General features: G+C 61.0%; 13 protein-coding genes and 2 pseudogenes. 11 read left to right on the plus strand and 4 right to left on the minus strand.

Features of this window, described 5'->3' with window-relative positions; all coding sequences use genetic code 11:
* Positions 1–60 precede the first annotated feature (60 nt).
* The 8 genes and pseudogenes from desA to OU997_RS20875 all read left to right on the plus strand — a co-directional run bounded on the left by desA (position 61) and on the right by OU997_RS20875 (position 7,277).
* Positions 61–1,245 carry a delta-9 fatty acid desaturase DesA gene (gene desA / locus OU997_RS09580; RefSeq protein WP_267809744.1) on the plus strand — a complete coding sequence of 395 codons (1,185 nt, stop codon included), beginning with the start codon at positions 61–63 and terminating at the stop codon, positions 1,243–1,245.
* Between the two features lie 129 nt (positions 1,246–1,374).
* Positions 1,375–2,346, plus strand: coding sequence for a GGDEF domain-containing protein (locus OU997_RS09585; RefSeq protein WP_267809885.1), 972 nt, complete (start codon positions 1,375–1,377; stop codon positions 2,344–2,346).
* Between the two features lie 433 nt (positions 2,347–2,779).
* Positions 2,780–4,156, plus strand: a complete 1,377-nt coding sequence (locus OU997_RS09590) for an OprD family porin (protein WP_267809745.1) — start codon at positions 2,780–2,782, stop codon at positions 4,154–4,156.
* 177 nt (positions 4,157–4,333) lie between these two features.
* The gene (locus OU997_RS09595) at positions 4,334–4,657 is read left to right on the plus strand and encodes an ArsR/SmtB family transcription factor (RefSeq protein WP_267809746.1); all 324 of its coding nucleotides are present in this window, start codon (positions 4,334–4,336) and stop codon (positions 4,655–4,657) included.
* A pseudogene (locus OU997_RS09600) lies at positions 4,657–5,085 on the plus strand (YeeE/YedE family protein); the annotation flags it as partial. The gene OU997_RS09595 and the pseudogene OU997_RS09600, both read left to right, overlap by 1 nt.
* Positions 5,086–5,091: 6 nt before the next feature.
* Complete coding sequence (locus OU997_RS09605) at positions 5,092–5,508, plus strand: DUF6691 family protein (protein WP_108486605.1); 417 nt, start codon at positions 5,092–5,094, stop codon at positions 5,506–5,508.
* 129 nt (positions 5,509–5,637) lie between these two features.
* Positions 5,638–5,700, plus strand: a complete 63-nt coding sequence (locus OU997_RS20990; protein WP_371920631.1) for a hypothetical protein — start codon at positions 5,638–5,640, stop codon at positions 5,698–5,700.
* A 257-nt stretch (positions 5,701–5,957) separates the two neighbouring features.
* Positions 5,958–7,277, plus strand: a complete 1,320-nt coding sequence (locus OU997_RS20875; RefSeq protein ID WP_324288946.1) for a PAS domain-containing methyl-accepting chemotaxis protein — start codon at positions 5,958–5,960, stop codon at positions 7,275–7,277.
* 28 nt (positions 7,278–7,305) lie between these two features.
* Here the strand turns inward: OU997_RS20875 and aguA are convergent, their stop codons facing one another.
* The gene (gene aguA, locus OU997_RS09625) at positions 7,306–8,412 is read right to left on the minus strand and encodes an agmatine deiminase (protein WP_108486633.1); all 1,107 of its coding nucleotides are present in this window, start codon (positions 8,410–8,412) and stop codon (positions 7,306–7,308) included.
* A 414-nt stretch (positions 8,413–8,826) separates the two neighbouring features.
* On the opposite strand from aguA, the gene OU997_RS09630 reads away from it, so the two are divergent.
* Positions 8,827–10,536 carry an amidase gene (locus OU997_RS09630; protein WP_267809747.1) on the plus strand — a complete coding sequence of 570 codons (1,710 nt, stop codon included), beginning with the start codon at positions 8,827–8,829 and terminating at the stop codon, positions 10,534–10,536.
* Between the two features lie 80 nt (positions 10,537–10,616).
* Here OU997_RS09630 and rmf read toward each other — a convergent pair whose 3' ends face one another.
* The 3 genes from rmf to OU997_RS09645 all read right to left on the minus strand — a co-directional run bounded on the left by rmf (position 10,617) and on the right by OU997_RS09645 (position 15,099).
* A complete protein-coding gene (gene rmf / locus OU997_RS09635; protein WP_108486602.1) occupies positions 10,617–10,826 on the minus strand; it encodes a ribosome modulation factor in 210 nt (69 codons plus the stop codon).
* Positions 10,827–10,975: 149 nt separating this feature from the next.
* Complete coding sequence (gene gshA, locus OU997_RS09640; protein WP_267809748.1) at positions 10,976–12,556, minus strand: glutamate--cysteine ligase; 1,581 nt, start codon at positions 12,554–12,556, stop codon at positions 10,976–10,978.
* A 215-nt stretch (positions 12,557–12,771) separates the two neighbouring features.
* Positions 12,772–15,099: a Tex family protein gene (locus OU997_RS09645; RefSeq protein WP_267809749.1), complete on the minus strand. Its 2,328-nt coding sequence runs from the start codon at positions 15,097–15,099 to the stop codon at positions 12,772–12,774.
* A 225-nt stretch (positions 15,100–15,324) separates the two neighbouring features.
* Here OU997_RS09645 and ompR point away from each other — a divergent pair, with 225 nt between their 5' ends.
* Both ompR and OU997_RS09655 read left to right on the plus strand, forming a co-directional pair.
* A complete protein-coding gene (gene ompR / locus OU997_RS09650) occupies positions 15,325–16,059 on the plus strand; it encodes a two-component system response regulator OmpR (RefSeq protein ID WP_108489613.1) in 735 nt (244 codons plus the stop codon).
* Between the two features lie 95 nt (positions 16,060–16,154).
* Positions 16,155–17,467: pseudogene (locus tag OU997_RS09655) on the plus strand (ATP-binding protein).
* The last annotated feature ends 40 nt before the right edge of the window (positions 17,468–17,507 follow it).

Consider the following 17,507-nt stretch of genomic DNA (forward strand, 5'->3'; position numbering starts at 1 on the left):
GTGTACAGATGTGCGCTAAAAAACCGCCATGTCTTTCCTTTTTTATGAGGCACGTGATCCATGTGGTACAACGGTTTTCTCGACTTGTCGATCTGGCAACTGATCGCGGTCACCCTGCTGCTGACGCATGTGACCATCGTCAGCGTCACGGTATACCTGCATCGCTACTCAGCGCATCGCGCCCTCGAATTGCATCCGGCGCTGAAACACTTCTTCCGCTTCTGGCTGTGGCTGACTACGGCGCAGAATACCCGCGAATGGACCGCGATTCATCGCAAGCACCACGCCAAATGCGAAACCGTCGATGACCCGCACAGCCCGGTAATCAAGGGCCTGAGCACCGTATTGCGCAAGGGGGCGGAGCTGTACCGCGAAGAAGCGCAGAACCCGGAAACCCTGCGGATTTACGGCAAGAACTGCCCCGAAGACTGGATCGAGCGCAACCTCTACTCGCGCTTCCCGGTTGGCGGCGTGGCGCTGATGGGGGCCATCGACCTGGCCCTGTTCGGCGCTGCCGGCATCACCATCTGGGCGGTACAGATGATGTGGATTCCGGTGTGGGCAGCGGGCGTGATCAACGGTCTCGGCCATGCTGTTGGCTATCGCAACTTCGAATGCCGCGATGCGGCGACCAATCTGCTGCCCTGGGGCATCCTGATCGGCGGCGAAGAACTGCACAACAACCATCACACCTACCCGAATTCGGCCAAGCTGTCGGTGAAGAAGTGGGAATTCGACATGGGCTGGTTCTGGATCAAGCTGTTCAGCTTGCTCGGCCTGGCTCAGGTGCAGCGTGTTGCGCCCATCGCTCACCGGGTCGAAGGCAAGCGCAGCCTGGACATGGACACCGCCATGGCCATCCTCAACAACCGTTTCCAGATCATGGCGCAGTACCGCAAGCTGGTGATCGCGCCGCTGGTCCAGCAGGAGCTGGCCAAGGCCGATGCCTCGGTGCGTCACCACTTCCATCGTGCCAAGCGCCTGCTCTCGCGGGAACCGAGCCTGCTCGATGAAGGCCACCAGGCGCGCATCCAGCGCATGCTGGAGCAGAGCCAGGCGCTCAAGGTGATTTACGAAAAGCGCCTTGCCCTGCAGCAGATCTGGGTGAAAACCAGCGCTAATGGCCACGAGATGCTTGAAGCCATCAAGCAATGGGTCACTGAGGCGGAAGCCAGCGGTATTCAGTCGCTGCGTGAGTTCGCTGAGCAACTGAAGACCTATTCATTGCGCCCGGCCGCTGTCTGAGTCGAGGTGACGTAACGTGAGCCCGCCTATTGGCGGGCTTTTTCTTGGCACCCTATGCTCCGCAGATCCCCTGCTGATTTCTGGCGTATGCTGATTCCGTGGCCCGATGAGCAATGCGTGGCGGTATTTATGGATGAACACAGCAAACTGCAGTTTGAGTTGGAGGAATTGACCCTGGCGCTGTTGCACACCCGTGGCGAGGTGGCGCGTCTGCAGGAGCGTGAGCAGTTATTCAGCACCCTGCTGGGAAGTGTCAATGCGGTGCTCTGGGCATTTGACTGGGATGCTCAGCGCGTCATTTATGTCAGCCCAGCGTATGAGCGTGTATTCGGTCGCTCTGCCGCGTTGCTGCTGGCGGGCTATGAGGAGTGGCGCAATAGCATCTACCCGGACGATCTGGAGTACGCCTCGACAAGCTTCGCTCAGGTGCTGCAGAGGGGCGCAGTAGAAGCACGTGAATACCGGATCTTACGCGGGGATGGTCAGGTCCGCTGGCTCAGTGACAAATGCTTTGTCAGCCGTGAGAACCCCTTGGGGCAGCCCCATGTCATCGTCGGCATTGCCGAAGACATTACCGAAAAGAAACAACTGGAAGGCGAGCTGCATCGTTTGGCCACCACCGATGTACTGACGCAGAGTGCGAACCGTCGGCACTTCTTTGAGTGTGCTGAGCGTGAATTTGCCCAGGCCCGTGAGTACGGCAGCCCACTGGTTTTTCTGCTGCTTGATTTGGACGATTTCAAGCAAATCAATGACCGTTACGGCCATCAGATGGGGGATCAGGTGCTGCAACGTCTGGCTTATACGAGTACCACGGTGTTGCGGCGGGGGGATTTGTTTGGTCGTATTGGTGGTGAGGAGTTTGCGGCGCTGTTTCCCCGGTGCGAACTGGCTCTGGCTGAGCAGATTGCCGAGCGACTGCAACGAGATGCGCGGCGGTTGAGCTTTAATCAGGACAACACGACGTTTGGCATCACCCTGAGTCAGGGGCTGACCAGCCTGCGCCCCGACGATGCTGGTCTGGATGCGCTTTATGCGCGTGCCGATGCGGCCATGTACCGCGCCAAGCGTCAGGGCAAGAATCAGGTCGTGATTGATTGAGTTAATGTGGCGGTAATTCGCCATCTATTGGGTTTTAATCGGCAAGAATCTGCTTGCTCCGCTTTCTACAGGTGTCTCGGTTTTGCCTTGCTTTCGCGCCACGCTACGCATCATAAGGGCTGCGGCCAGGCTGGCGCAGTATCTGCATAGGGCTCGCTCATAACGGCCAGGAATCCCGCCGACCAATAAGAATGAAGAGCCCAGACCATGACCTGCACCTGCCCACATACAACTCCTCATTCCCCAGTACGCGCTGAGAGCCATCGCGCGTTCACCTGATCCTGCTTGTGTTCGGTGGTGATTGCCCGCACCGGTTTGTGCCCGCGTGTCACCGCCCCGACATGAGCCCCGAATTCGGTGCGCGCCTGCCGCTTCATTGTCTGAAGTTTTCAGCGCACCGATGTGCAACCCACACATAACTGGAGAACACATAATGAGAAAGACCTCCCTGGCCCTGGCCGTTGCGGCCAGCACCCTGGGCTTGTCTCTGAGCCAAGCGGCGTTTGCCGACTTTATTGGCGACAGCAAAGCCAGCATCAGCATGCGTAATTTCTACTTCGATAACGACAACCGTGAGAGCCAGGGTGATGTGGGCGTTAATGCGTCCCACACTGGCCAAGTGCGTGAGTGGGGGCAGGCGTTCCAGCTTAATTACACCTCTGGTTTTACTGATGGCACCGTAGGTTTTGGCATGGATGCACTGGGTCTGGTAGGTGTGCGTCTGGATGGCGGTGGTCGTGCCGGCAAAGCAGGTATTGATCGCACGCCTAGTGCGCTGTTTCCGCTGGAAAGCAACGGCAGTGCCGTGGATGATTTCAGCAGCATGGGGCTGACTGGGAAGATCCGTGTTTCCAAAACTGTGGCGCAGATCGGTACATTGCAACCGAAACTGCCAGTGGTGACCTTTAACGACGGTCGTCTGATCCCTCAGACTTTTGAAGGTGCCCAGATCACCTCGAATGAAATCGACAACCTGACTGTGATTCTCGGTCAACTGGAGCATGCCAAAGGCCGTACTTCCAGTAACGCGGAGTCTCTGGCTGTTGCCGGTGCTCGCGTCGGTGCCGACAGCAACAAGTTCTATTACGGCGGTGCTGACTATAAGGTCAACCCGGACCTGTTGTTGCAGTACTACTACGGCAACCTGGACGACTTCTACAAACAGCATTTTGTTGGCCTGGTGCATAACCTGCAGCTGGGTGCGGGCTCTCTGAAGACGGATCTGCGCTACTTCGACACCGGCTCGGATGGCAAGAACAGCGGTGCCGCTGGTCGTGCAGACGGTTACCTGGGCTCTGGGTACTACGGCCGTAACCTTGCCGGTAATGGCATCACCACTGGTGAGATCGACAACCGCACCTGGAGTGCCTTCTTCACTTACAGCCTGGAAGGTCATGCGCTGAGCGCTGGTTACCAGCAGGTGTCCGGTGACAGCAACTTTATCCAACTCAACCAGGGTTCCATTCCAGGCCAGGGCGGGGCGACCACCTATCTGGTCACTGACCGTCAGATCACCAACTTCGGCCGTGCAGGTGAGCGCACTTGGATTGGTCAATATGGCTACGATTTCGCCAAGGTTGGAGTTCCGGGTCTGACCGCGAACGTGCTGTACATGAAAGGTGACAACATCAAGTCCGCCGGCGGTGATCTGGAAGAGTGGGAGCGTGACCTGACTGTTAGCTATGTGCTGCAGGAAGGCAGCTTCAAAGGGCTTGGCTTCGCGTGGCGAAATGCTTCGCTGCGCTCCGAAGCCGCAGCTGATACCGATCAGAACCGTCTGATTGTCAGCTACACCCTGCCACTGCTCTGATTGTGGCGGTTTCAGGCCGAGCTGTTGCATCCAGCTCAGCCTGAGCAGCAAACGAAACCCGGACTCTGTTCCGGGTTTTTTATTGCCTGCGTTTTACCTCTGTGTTGCTTGGCGACCAAGTCTTGCTATTCAATATTCAAAAGAATAGATTGTTTTTATCTTAATTGAGTGTGGGCCATGACCCCAGATGCCGCCCCCCTGGATATTCAGCAACTGCGCGCCAATGCCGATGCCGCTGGGCAATTGCTCAAAGCGTTGAGTAATCCGGACCGCCTGTTGTTGCTGTGCCAACTCTCGCAAGGCGAGCGCAATGTCAGTGATCTGGAGGCGTTGCTGGCCATTCAGCAGCCGACGCTGTCACAGCAACTGGCGGTGCTCCGGCGTGAAGGCTTGGTAGCAACCCGCCGGGACGGCAAGCAAATCTATTACTGCATCAGCAGTCCGGCGGCGCTGGCGGTGATCAGCACCCTGTATCAACTGTTCTGCTCAGGTGCCCAATGATGATTATCGACTGGTACAACTTCACGCCTTGGAGCGCTCTCGCCGGTGGTGCCTTGATCGGGTTGGCAGCGAGTCTGTTTGCCGTAATGAATGGGCGTATCGCTGGCATCAGTGGCCTGCTCGGCAGTCTGCTGGACGGTGGTGAGGGGCGCGGAGAAAAAGCTCTGTTTCTGCTGGGTGTGCTGCTTGCTCCTCTGCTTTGGCAAGTGGCTACTCGGTTGCCTGAAATGCAGATCGACAGCGGCTGGCTGGCGCTAACGATTGCCGGCCTGCTGGTCGGGGTCGGCACGCGATATGGCGCCGGTTGCACCAGTGGACATGGCGTATGCGGTCTCTCACGGCTTTCGCCGCGCTCACTGGTGGCTACCTTGACCTTTATGGCGGCGGGATTCGCCAGCGTATTTATCCTGCGTCATCTGCTGGGGGGGTTAGATATGCGCAAACTGGTGGCGTTTCTCGCGGGCGTACTTTTTGGCATTGGCCTGCTGACTGCGGGCATGGCGAATCCGGCCAAAGTGCTGGCTTTTCTTGATGTGGCCGGTGCCTGGGACCCTTCTCTTGCCTTGGTGATGGCGGCTGCTATTGGTGTGGCATTCCTGCCATTCAGCTGGGTTCGGCTGCAGCGCACCAGCTTGCTGGGTGCGCCGATGCAAATGCCGACAAAGCGTGAGCCGGATCGCCGTTTGGTTGGGGGCAGCTTGCTGTTCGGTATTGGTTGGGGAATTGCAGGCATCTGCCCCGGGCCTGCCGTGGCGCTGCTGTTGACCGGGCGCTGGCAAGTGCTGTTATTCAGCTTCGCCATGCTGGCTGGAATGCTCGCTTTTACTGTGCTGGAGCGCCGGCGCGGATAACGCTGAAGACCGGGTGATCATGATGAAAGCCAATGTCGGTAACCTGCGCGTTGCGCCGGGCTGATTCTGCTGGGTCTGAGCTTCGCAGGCATGTAATTGGCCTCTGGCGTTGTCCCGCTGGCCACTGGCGTGTTCCGCTTCCGTCCGGTGTATCTGCTGCTGGGCATCAATACCTGCAAAAGCAAAGGCTAAACGCATCGCGTCATATCAAGCTGACCTGCCCCGGGCCGTTCAAACGGCGATTACTGGCTCCGCCGTCTCCTTCTGCCGTTCTCGCGTCACACCATCACCGTCACCACATGTCCGTCATGACTCGCAGTTGCAGCGGGCGTTCTGCTGGCCGTCCGAAGTTGGGCTAAAACTAAATGGACGCAAGCCGATATGCGTCATACGCAAACACATAATCCCCGATCACCCATCGCCAATGGGTGCGCTTTGAGGCTCTCTCTATGTTCGGTACAGCGCTTCGCACGGAGTTACAGCAGTCCCAGTTGCAGTTGGCGTCCTATCAGCATCTCCTGGCTGCTATACGCCAGGCCTTTGCCGTGATCGAATTTACGCCAGAGGGTGAAATTCTCGATGCCAGCCAGCCGTTTCTCTCGGTTATGGGTTACAGCCTCGATGAACTGCGTGGTCAGCATCACCGCCTGCTTTGCAGTCATGAGCAAACCTCAAGCCCGGCTTATGCGCAGTTCTGGCGACGGTTAGCCAGTGGCGAGACGTTCTGCGACCGCTACAAGCGCGTGGCCAAAGGGGGGCGCGAGGTGTGGCTGGAGGCCTGTTACATGCCGGTGCGCAATGCCGATGGCAAGGTCGTACGGGTGGTCAAGATCGCTACCGATATCACCGCGCGCATGCATGCCGAGTTGCAGCACGAGAGCTACATGAATGCGCTCAACCGCTCAATGGCGATGATCGAATTCAACATGTCTGGCGAGGTGCAAACGGCCAACGAGAACTTCCTCGGTACGACGGGGTATCGGCTCGATGAGATTCGCGGCAAACATCACCGGCTGTTCTGTGCTCACGAAGAGGTGAGCAGTGAGGCCTATCGCAATTTCTGGCAGCGACTGACGCACGGTGAAGTGTTTTCAGGGCGCTTCAAGCGGGTCGGTAAGAGTGGGAGAACAATTTGGCTGCGTGCCACCTATAACCCGCTGTTTGATGCCAATGGACGGCAGTATGGTGTGGTCAAGTTTGCCACTGACATCACCGAGCAGGTTGAGCAGCGTGAAGCGGAGTCCGCCGCCGCTCGACTGGCGTATGGCATTGCCCGGCAAACCGGCAGCAGCGCGGATGCCGGTAGCGAGACGGTCCGTGAGGCCGTGCATGTGGTCCGGGGGGTGGCTGAAGAACTGGTGGACGTGGCGCAGCGCATTGAAGCCCTGGGGGCGCAGTCTGAACGCATCAGCAGCATCGTTCAGGTGATCCGCGGGATTGCCGAGCAGACCAACCTGCTGGCCTTGAACGCCGCCATCGAAGCGGCCCGTGCTGGCGAGCAGGGGCGCGGGTTTGCGGTGGTGGCCGATGAAGTGCGCAACCTGGCGGCGCGCACCAGTCAGGCCACCGTTGAAATCAACGACGTGGTGCGCCTTAACCATGATCTGGCCACGCAGGCCGTCAGTGGCATGGATGGCAGCAAGCAGCATGCGGAGAAGGGCGTGCTGCTGGTCAATCAGGCCGGTGAGATGATCCTGAAAATCCGTGATGAAGCGCAGCGGGTGGTTGATGCGATCGGTCAGTTCACCAATGTGATAGAGGACGAGTAGCGCCCCTCTGCAGTCGGGGCGCTAACCCTCAGCGTCCTTGAGGGGCAGGCTGTTGTTGGGTGATGCAGTGGATGTTGCCACCGCCCAGCAGAATTTCCCGCCCGGGCACCATCACCACCCGGTGCGCCGGGAACAGGCGAGCCAAAATGGCCTGGGCTTCGGCATCTTTAGGGTCTTCGAAGCTGGGCGCGATGATGCCGCCGTTGACGATCAGGAAGTTGACATAGGAGCCCGCCAGACGGATCGACGGATCGCGCTCCTGAGTGCCGGCCACCAGGTCCACCCCTGCGCATTCTTCATCGGTCGCATACAGCGGGCCGGGAATCGGCATTTTGTGCACGATTAATTGACGACCTTTGGCGTCACGGGCATTTTCCAGCACGCGCATGGCGGCCTGGCAGCGCGGGTAGTTGGGGTCATTGGCGTCATCGGTCCAGGCCAGCAGCACTTCACCGGGGCGCACGTAGCAGCAGAAGTTGTCAACGTGGCCGTCGGTTTCGTCATTGAACAGGCCGTCCGGCAGCCAGATCACCGTGTCGATGGCCAGGTGATCCGCCAGGTACTGCTCAATCTGCTCGCGCGTCAGGTGCGGGTTGCGGTTGGGGTTGAGCAGGCATTCTTCGGTGGTGATCAGGGTGCCTTCGCCGTCGACGTGGATGGAGCCACCTTCCAGCACCAAGTCATCGGTGCGGTAGCGGGCGCACCCTTCGATCTGCAGGATTTTGCGCGCCACCTGATCGTCACGCATCCAGCTGGCGTACAACCCGCCGTTATGGCCGCCCCAGGCATTGAAGGCCCAGTCCACGCCGCGCACTTCACCGCCGCTGTTGGTCACAAAGGTTGGGCCGGTGTCGCGGACCCAGGCGTCGTCGGTGGTGATCTCCACCACGCGGATATGGGGGTGGGCCAGACGCTCGCTGGCGTTTTCGTACTGCCCGGCAGACACGGCAACCGTCACGGGTTCGAATTCGGCAATGGCCTTGGCCACGGCCGTGAAGGCCGCCTGCGCCGGTTTGCCGCCCAAACGCCAGTTGTCCGGGCGCTCCGGCCAGACCATCCAGGTTTGGCTGTGAGGTTCCCACTCGGCGGGCATGCGAAAACCATCGGCGCGTGGGGTGGTGGTCAGGGCTGTCATAGGTTCACCAAAAATGAGGCGGCTGGGTGGGTGGCAGTCGATGTCCGGCATGGGCTGCTACCTTACACAGGCGCTGTGCGGCGGTCATCTGACGCGAACAGTGCAGTGTTAGCGTAGCGTGGGTGCAGGCTCGTTGCAGTGGATGGGCTATTTATAGCCGATAAAAATCGGCTTTTGAAGCATAAAAATCTTCCTTGAAGCGTTTTTTATCGATTAATATCGAATAAAAATCTGGTTACAGGGGTTCTTTACATCGACGTTTGGTTTCGCATGCCCAGCGTAAACCTCGCGTTAAAACGGATTGAGTGCCGAGTGTGTGCAGCGCCATGCTGGCTGACGGGTGCTGCCAACCAACCTTTACTTCACACGGCAGTGTGCGCACTGCATAACCCGCATCCCTTAGGTGGTGACAACATGATCGAAGTAACCGAGCTTTCCATTGCCGAACTGCGCGCCGCACTGGCAGCCGGTCGCACAACGGCGGTCGAGTTGGTGCAGGCCTATTACGCCCGCATTGATGCTTATGACGGTCCTGCTACACCGACCCGCCTCAATGCCGTGGTGGTGCGTAACCCGGACGCCCTTAAGGAAGCTCAGGCCTCCGATGCGCGTCGCGCCCGGGGTGAAACCCTCGGCCCGCTGGATGGCATTCCGTATACCGCCAAAGACAGTTACCTGGTCAAAGGGCTGACGGCCGCGTCTGGCAGCCCGGCCTTCAAAGACCTGATCGCCTACCGTGATGCCTTTACCGTGGAGCGTCTGCGCGCCGGTGGAGCTATTTGCCTGGGCAAGACCAATATGCCGCCCATGGCCAACGGTGGCATGCAGCGCGGCGTCTATGGCCGTGCGGAAAGCCCTTACAACGCCGCCTACCTGACTGCACCTTTTGCCTCTGGCTCGTCTAACGGAGCCGGTACGGCCACCGCCGCCAGCTTTGCCGCCTTTGGGCTGGCTGAAGAAACCTGGTCGAGCGGGCGCGGCCCGGCCTCGAATAACGGTTTGTGTGCCTATACGCCGTCGCGCGGGGTGATTTCGGTGCGGGGTAATTGGCCGCTGACGCCGACCATGGACGTGGTGGTGCCCTATGCGCGCACCATGAGCGATCTACTGGAGGTGCTGGAGGTGGTGGTCGCCGATGACGCCGACACGCGCGGCGACCTCTGGCGTTTGCAGTCTTGGGTGCCGATCCCGAAAGCCTCGGACGTCCGTCCGGCCGGCTACGCCCAACTCGCTGCCAAGGCTGACGCGTTGGCCGGCAAGCGTTTGGGTGTGCCGCGCATGTTTATCAACAAGGATGATGCCGCTGGCACCAGCGAGAACCCTGGCATCGGCGGGCCGACCGGCCAACGCATCCACACCCGGCCTACCGTCATCGCGCTCTGGGAGCAGGCGCGCCAGGCGCTGGAGGCTGCCGGCGCGGAGGTGATCGAAGTGGATTTCCCACTGGTGTCCAACTGTGAAGGTGACCGCCCCGGTGCGCCGACCGTGTACAACCGGGGTATCGTTACGCCCGAGTTCTTGCATGACGAGTTGTGGGAACTGAGCGGCTGGGCGTTTGATGACTTTTTGCGGGCCAACGGCGACCCCAAGCTGAATCGCCTGGCTGATGTCGACGGCCCGCAAATTTTCCCCCATGACCCCGGCACCTTGCCCAACCGCGAAGGCGACCTGGCCGCCGGTATGGATGAATACGTCAACATGGCCAAACGCGGCCTGAAGAACTGGGACGAAATCGAAACGCTGCCCGACGGCCTGCGTGGCCTGGAGCACACGCGCAAGATCGATCTGGAAGACTGGATGGACAGCCTCGGCCTCGACGCCGTGCTGTTCCCCACGGTGGCTGACGTTGGCCCGGCGGATGCCGATATCAATCCGGTTTCGGCCGACATCGCCTGGAGCAACGGGGTGTGGGTGGCCAATGGCAACCTGGCCATTCGGCACCTGGGCGTGCCCACCGTGACCGTGCCGATGGGCGTGATGGCGGATATTGGCATGCCGGTCGGGTTGACCTTTGCCGGCCGTGCTTACGACGACTCGGCGTTGCTGCGTTTGGCGGCCGCGTTTGAGTCCACCGGCTCAAAACGCCAGATCCCGCCACGCACACCGCCGCTGTCAGGCCGTTGAATCGCGTGCTGAGTTGACTCAGCGCGTGTTTCAGCTGGGGGCTGGCACGCAGTGCGCGAGGAGTAGTGGGCTATAGGTAGTCAGGCGCTGTGACGGTGGTGCAGTTCGAATTGCTGGTGGCCGTCGTCCCAGCCGGCTTCCCAGGCAGCGATCAGCACGTCGGCGGCTAGCCCGCGCGGGGCGTTGGTCTGTCCGGTCAGCCCTGCCATGTAGCCCTGTTGGTAAGCCTTGTTGAGGCTTTCCAGGCTCCAGTGCTGGGCATCTTCCGTGGTGAGGTCGGCGCAGGCCATAGCGGCAGCTCGCAGTAGATTGACCCCTATGATGCTAGCTGCATGCTCTGGGCGAGGTGTTGCCGCTGATCCCACTTTTGCCACCACTGGTGGTTTATGTGATGCAGTTGGCGAAATGCCGGCTGCGCGCGAGCCGGCATTCTTTGCCGTTAAACAGCTAGCGCCAGGATGCTGGCCTGATAGGCAGCGGCAAAGCTGTCGAAGTCGCCCTCTTCGTGTGCTTCCAGCTCGGCTTGCTCCTGCAGCGACTGCGCGGCGCTGGCCTCGAAGGCCGCTTGCTGTTCGGCGCTCAACGGCTGACTGCGGAAGTAAGCGGCATGCAGCTTGCTCTGGCGCAGGGCGAACTCGGTAAAGCTCAGGCCTTGTTGCAGTTGCGCCAGCACCTGGGCAGACGGCGTCAGACTGGAGTCGGCGACCTTCGCCTGTTGCGCTTGCAAGGCCAGGCTATGGGCATTGCTACCCTGGTTCTGGTCGAGCAGCTCGGCCAGCGGACGGATTTGTTCCAGCAACTCATCGGCCCAGGCCTGTAGCGCCACCGGCTGGCCATTGCGGTGCAGCTGCAGGCCTGGGCGGCGGCCTTCCTTGACCACGCTGAGGAAATTGTCGGTGCAGGCATGGCATTCGCCACTTTGCAGCAGCGGGCTGTCAGCCAGTGCGCAGAACAGCAGGAAGGCGTCGAGGAAGCGCGACTCGGTCAGATCGATACCCAGCGGCAGGAACGGGTTGATGTCCAGGCAGCGCACTTCAACGTATTGCACACCACGGGCCATCAGCGCCTGGATCGGCCGCTCGCCGCTGTAGGTCACGCGTTTCGGGCGGATGTTCGAGTAGTACTCGTTTTCGATCTGCAGGATGTTGGTATTGAGCTGCAGCCACTCGCCACCCTTCTTCGCGCCGATTTCTACGTAGGGCGGGTAGGGCGTGCCGACCGCTTGACGCAGGCTGTCGGTGTAGCTGGCCAGGTCGTTGTAGCAGGGCGTCAGGCCGGACTGGGCGCTGCTCTGATAGCCCAGATCGCTCATGCGCAGGCTGGTGGCGTAGGGCAGATAGAGGGTTTCTGCGTCCAGCTCCTGCAACTGATGTGGGCGGCCGCGCATAAAGCCCTTGTGCAGCGCCGGTGAGGCACCGAACAGGTACATCAGCAGCCAGCTGTAGCGGCGGAAATTGCGGATCAGCGCGATATAGCGTGCCGACTGGTAATCCCGCGCGCTGCGCGTGTCGCCTTCGGCCTGCTGCTGCAGCTGCCACAGCCCTTCCGGCAGGGAGAAGTTGTAGTGGATGCCGGCAATGCATTGCATGGTCTTGCCGTAACGCAGGGCCAGGCCCTTGCGGTAGACGTATTTGAGTTCGCCGATATGCGAGCTGCCATAGCGGGCGATGGGGATCGTTTCCTCGTCCGGCAGGGCGCAGGGCATCGAAGGGCTCCACAGGTATTCGCCGTCCAGCTTGCTGTAGGCGAAACGGTGGATCTGCTCCAAGTCAGCCAGGGTCGTGTGCGGATCAGGCTCGGCCGGGGTGATAAATTCCAGCAGCGATTCGGAATAGTCCGTGGTGATCTGCGTGTGGGTCAGCGCCGAGCCGAGGGCTGCCGGGTGCGGGGTCAGAGCCAACTGGCCGTTGCCGTCGACGCGCAGGCATTCGCGCTCGATACCGTGCAGGCACTGGGAAAGCAGGGAGAGGTTGGCGCGCTCGCCAAGCTGGGCCAGGCGGCGGGGTAACAGGTCGCTCAAGATTGCATTCCTTCACGCATCGGTCGCCCCAATATGGGGACGACAAGCCTGCTCTACAAGGGGGCGAGAAAACCGCTTTCAGCGGTCGGTAGCGCTTTATAACCCGAGGTGGGTGAAGAAGGTTATAGCTGGGCGCAGTGCTTTTGCATCCGGGCGACGCGGCAGGGGCGGGCGCATGGCCCACGGACATAATGGTTATGTCCGTGGGCGCTGGCTTATTTCTTCAGCTGTTTGGCATTGGCAAACAGCGCCGCCATGCCACCGCTGGCCGGCGCGGGCTTATCCTGGCTGGAGTGGCGTTCGCTGCGCGGCGCATTGCCGGCAGGTTTGCCACCTCGGGATTGACCCCCGCGCGGGCCTTCGATTTTCTCGCCGGGGGTATCGCCCATGCGCATCGACAGAGCGATGCGGTTGCGTGGGATGTCGACTTCCATGACCTTGACCTTGACCACGTCGCCGGCCTTGACCGCCTCGTGCGGGTCCTTGATGAACTTCTCCGACAGCGCCGAGATGTGCACCAAACCGTCCTGGTGCACGCCGATGTCGACGAAGGCGCCAAAGTTGGTCACGTTGGTGACGACGCCTTCGAGCATCATGCCCAGCTTGAGGTCGCTGAGGGTTTCCACGCCTTCCTGGAACTCGGCAGTCTTGAACTCCGGGCGCGGGTCGCGGCCGGGTTTCTCCAGCTCGCTCAAGATATCGCCGATGGTCACCAGGCCGAATTTATCGTCGGTGAACTGCTTGGGATCAAGGCGCTTGAGGAAGGCCGAGTCGCCGATCAGCGAGCGGATATCGCGGCCGGTGTCGGCGGCGATGCGCTGCACCAGTGGGTAGGTTTCCGGGTGCACGGCGGAGGCGTCGAGCGGGTTGCTGCCGTTCATCACGCGCAGGAAGCCGGCGGCCTGTTCGAAGGTCTTGTCACCCAGGCGCGGCACCTTAAGCAGGTCGGCGCGGCTGTTGAACGCGCCGTTGGCGTCGCGGAAGGCGACAATATTCTGTGCCAGGGTGGTGTTCAGCCCGGAGATGCGTGCCAGCAGGGCGGCGGAGGCGGTGTTCACATCGACGCCGACGGCGTTTACGCAGTCCTCGACTACCGCATCCAGCGAGCGCGCCAGCTTGAGCTGCGACACATCATGCTGGTACTGGCCGACGCCGATGGATTTCGGGTCGATCTTCACCAGCTCGGCCAGCGGGTCCTGCAAGCGACGGGCGATGGACACCGCGCCACGCAGCGACACGTCCATGTCCGGGAATTCCTTGGCCGCCAATTCGGAGGCCGAATACACCGAAGCGCCGGCCTCGGACACCATGACCTTGGTCAGATTCAGGCCTGGCAACTTTTTGATCAGGTCTGCGGCCAGCTTGTCGGTCTCGCGGCTGGCGGTGCCGTTACCGATAGAGATCAGGTCGACTGCGTGTTTGGCGCACAGCTTGGCGAGGATCGCCAGGGTGCCGTCCCAGTCATTGCGCGGCGCATGCGGGTAGACGGTGGCGGTTTCCAGCACTTTGCCGGTGGCATCGACCACGGCCACTTTGCAGCCGGTGCGCAGGCCCGGGTCCAGCGCCAGGGTGGCACGTGGGCCGGCCGGCGCGGCGAGCAGCAGGTCGTGCAGGTTGCGCGCGAAGACGTTGATGGCTTCGTCTTCTGCGCCTTCACGCAGTTCGCCGAACAGGTCAGTTTCCAGGTGGGTGTAGAGCTTGACCTTCCAGGTCCAGCGCACCACTTCGCTCAGCCATTTGTCGGCGGCGCGGCCACGGGCGCTGATGCCGAAGCGCTCGCCAATCATGCTTTCGCAGGGGTGCATGCTGCCTGGCAGCTCGTCGCCAACTTTCAGGCTGGCGCTCAAAACACCTTCATTACGGCCCCGGAAAATCGCCAGGGCGCGATGCGACGGTGCACCCTTGAACTTCTCGTCGTGCTCGAAATAGTCGCGGAACTTGGCGCCTTCGGTCTCTTTACCGGCAACCACGCGGGCGCTGAGGATGGCGTTGTCCTTGAGGAAGCTGCGCAGGCTGGCCAGCAAGTTGGCGTCCTCGGCGAAGCGCTCCATGAGGATGTACTTGGCGCCTTCGAGTACGGCCTTGATGTCGACAAAGCCCTTTTCGGCGTCGATAAAGCGTTCTGCTTCATTTTCCGGTGTTAGTGTCGGGTCATTGAAGAGTGCGTCGGCCAGCTCGCCGAGGCCGGCCTCCAGGGCAATCTGACCCTTGGTGCGGCGCTTCTGTTTGAACGGCAGATACAAATCTTCGAGCCGGGTCTTGGTGTCGGCGAGGTTGATTTCGCGCGCGAGTTCAGGGGTCAGCTTACCCTGCTCTTCGATGCTGGCGAGGATGCTGGCGCGGCGCTCATCGAGTTCACGCAGGTAACGCAGGCGTTCTTCCAGGGTGCGCAACTGGGTGTCGTCGAGGCTGCCGGTGACCTCTTTACGGTAGCGTGCGATAAACGGCACGGTAGAGCCTTCGTCGAGCAGCGCCACGGCGGCGGCGACCTGTTGCGGGCGTACGCCCAGTTCTTCGGCGATGCGGTTGTTGATGCTGAGCATAGAAAAAGCTACCCACACTGAAACGAAAAACCGGCCACGCAGAGCACGGGCCAGACACGAAAGCCGCGCATTATAAACACTGCCCGGCAGCGTGCCGGGAACCCGTCCGGGAAAAATCTGCTAACAATGGACTGCACGTTGGCTGCGGCTCCTGAGCCATAATGGCGGCTATTACACACTGCCAGCGCGTCCGCGCCCGGCGGATGCCCGGACAAGGAGCCCTGAATGAGCAGCACTGCACTTCCCGTTGAAGGCGAGAAAATCCTGATCGTCGATGACGACGCGCGCTTACGTCGCCTGCTGGAGCGCTTCTTCGACGAGCAGGGTTATCGCGTGCGCGCGGTAGAAAACGTCGAACAGATGGACCGTCTGCTGGCCCGCGAGCTGTTTAACCTGGTGGTGCTCGACCTGATGCTGCCGGGCGAGGACGGCCTGTCCGCCTGCCGCCGTCTGCGTGAGGCGAACAACCAGGTGCCGATCATCATGCTCACCGCCAAGGGCGACGAGGCCAGCCGTATCCAGGGTTTGGAACTGGGCGCCGACGATTACCTGGCCAAGCCGTTCAACCCTCGCGAGCTGTTGGCGCGGATCAAGGCCGTGCTGCGTCGCCAGGCCCCGGTCGTGCCGGGTGCGCCGGGTAGCGAAGACGAAAGTGTGAGTTTCGGCGAGTACGAACTGTCCCTGGCCACCCGCGAACTGAAGAAGGGTGACGAGGTACATATGCTCACCACCGGCGAGTTCGCCGTGCTTAAGGCACTGGTGCAACACGCCCGCGAGCCGCTGACCCGCGACAAGCTGATGAACCTGGCCCGCGGCCGCGAGTGGGATGCGCTGGAGCGCTCCATCGACGTACAGATTTCCCGTCTGCGCCGCTTGATCGAGCCCGATCCGTCCAAACCGCGCTATATCCAGACGGTCTGGGGCGTGGGCTATGTGTTTGTGCCGGATGGCAACAAGTAACCGCCGTAGGATGGATGACGCTTTATTCATCCTCCTCTGTTTCTGCTCGGTGGATCGATGAGGCGCGATCCACCCTACAACCGCATCGAGTCACCATGAAAACCCCTCTCTGGTTCCCGCAAAGCTTCTTCGCCCGCACGTTGTGGCTGGTGCTGATCGTGGTGCTGTTCTCCAAGGCGCTGACCCTGGTTTATCTGATGATGAACGAGGACGTGCTGGTCGACCGCCAATACAGCCACGGCGCTGCGCTGACCCTGCGTGCCTATTGGGCGGCGGACCCGGAAGATCGCACCACCATCGCCGAAGCGGCCGGGCTTACCCGCGTTCCGCATGAGCAGGTGCCGGCTACTGAACAGCATTGGCCCTATAGCGAGATTTTCGCGCGGCAGATGCAGACTGAACTGGGCCCCGACACCGAAGTGCGGGTGCGTGCCAAGAGCCCGCCGGCGCTCTGGGTGCATGCCCCTGCGCTGGGCGACGATTGGTTGCGGGTGCCGCTGTATCCGCATCCACTGCGCGGTCAGCGGATCTGGAGTGTCCTGGGCTGGTTCCTGGCCATCGGCCTGTTGTCGACCGCGGCGGCATGGATCTTCGTGCGCCAGCTCAATGCGCCGCTTAAGCGCCTGGTGTTCGCCGCTCGCCAACTGGGTAAGGGCCGCAGCGTGCGGCTGCCGGTCAGCGACACGCCCAGTGAAATGACCGAGGTGTACCGTGCGTTCAACCAGATGGCCGAGGATGTTGAGCAGGCGGCCCGCGAGCGCGAGTTGATGTTGGCGGGTGTTTCGCATGACCTGCGTACGCCCCTGACTCGTCTGCGCCTGTCTATGGAGTTCCTCAACACCGATTCGGAGCTGACCGAAGACATGGTGCGTGATATCGAGGACATGGATGCCATTCTCGATCAGTTCCTCGCCTTTATCCGTGATGGCCGTGATGAGCCGTTGGAGCAGCTTGATCTGCTGGAACTGATCCGCGAGGTAGTGGCGCCCTACAACCAGAAGCAGGAAATGGTGCGCCTGTGCCTGGAGGCGGTGCCAGCCTTCCCGTTGCGCCGGGTTTCACTCAAGCGGCTGCTGGTCAACCTGATCGAGAACGCCCTGCGCTACGGCTGCAATGCCGTTGAGGTAGCGGTCTCTCTGTCGGGTGATCGCAGTGCGCCTTACGTGGTGCTGAGTGTATTGGACCGCGGTACTGGCATTGATCCGGCCGAGCTGGGCAGTATCTTCAACCCCTTTATCCGTGGTGATCGCGCCCGGGGCGGGCAGGGTGCCGGCTTGGGCCTGGCCATCGTCAAGCGCATTGCCGCGCTGCACGGTGGCAGTGTCGAGTTGCGCAACCGCTCGGGGGGGGGCTGGAAGCGCGGGTTTGTCTGCCCTTGGGGCTGTTGCTGCCCCGCGACGCCGCATAGGGGCGCTGGCATACTGTCATCATTGAGCTGAACTATGCTG

Source organism: Pseudomonas sp. SL4(2022), assembly GCF_026625725.1.
Classification (GTDB): domain Bacteria; phylum Pseudomonadota; class Gammaproteobacteria; order Pseudomonadales; family Pseudomonadaceae; genus Aquipseudomonas.

What these genes read in the sequence shown, in the direction of transcription:
- ompR (WP_108489613.1), top strand. Translation starts at nt 15,325, where the DNA reads ATGAGCAGCACTGCACTTCCCGTTGAAGGCGAGAAAATCCTGATCGTC.
- OU997_RS09605 (WP_108486605.1), top strand. Translation starts at nt 5,092, where the DNA reads ATGCGCAAACTGGTGGCGTTTCTCGCGGGCGTACTTTTTGGCATTGGC.
- OU997_RS09590 (WP_267809745.1), top strand. Translation starts at nt 2,780, where the DNA reads ATGAGAAAGACCTCCCTGGCCCTGGCCGTTGCGGCCAGCACCCTGGGC.
- desA (WP_267809744.1), top strand. Translation starts at nt 61, where the DNA reads ATGTGGTACAACGGTTTTCTCGACTTGTCGATCTGGCAACTGATCGCG.
- OU997_RS09645 (WP_267809749.1), bottom strand. Translation starts at nt 15,099, where the DNA reads ATGCTCAGCATCAACAACCGCATCGCCGAAGAACTGGGCGTACGCCCG.
- aguA (WP_108486633.1), bottom strand. Translation starts at nt 8,412, where the DNA reads ATGACAGCCCTGACCACCACCCCACGCGCCGATGGTTTTCGCATGCCC.
- OU997_RS09595 (WP_267809746.1), top strand. Translation starts at nt 4,334, where the DNA reads ATGACCCCAGATGCCGCCCCCCTGGATATTCAGCAACTGCGCGCCAAT.
- OU997_RS09585 (WP_267809885.1), top strand. Translation starts at nt 1,375, where the DNA reads ATGGATGAACACAGCAAACTGCAGTTTGAGTTGGAGGAATTGACCCTG.
- OU997_RS20875 (WP_324288946.1), top strand. Translation starts at nt 5,958, where the DNA reads ATGTTCGGTACAGCGCTTCGCACGGAGTTACAGCAGTCCCAGTTGCAG.
- OU997_RS09630 (WP_267809747.1), top strand. Translation starts at nt 8,827, where the DNA reads ATGATCGAAGTAACCGAGCTTTCCATTGCCGAACTGCGCGCCGCACTG.
- rmf (WP_108486602.1), bottom strand. Translation starts at nt 10,826, where the DNA reads ATGGCCTGCGCCGACCTCACCACGGAAGATGCCCAGCACTGGAGCCTG.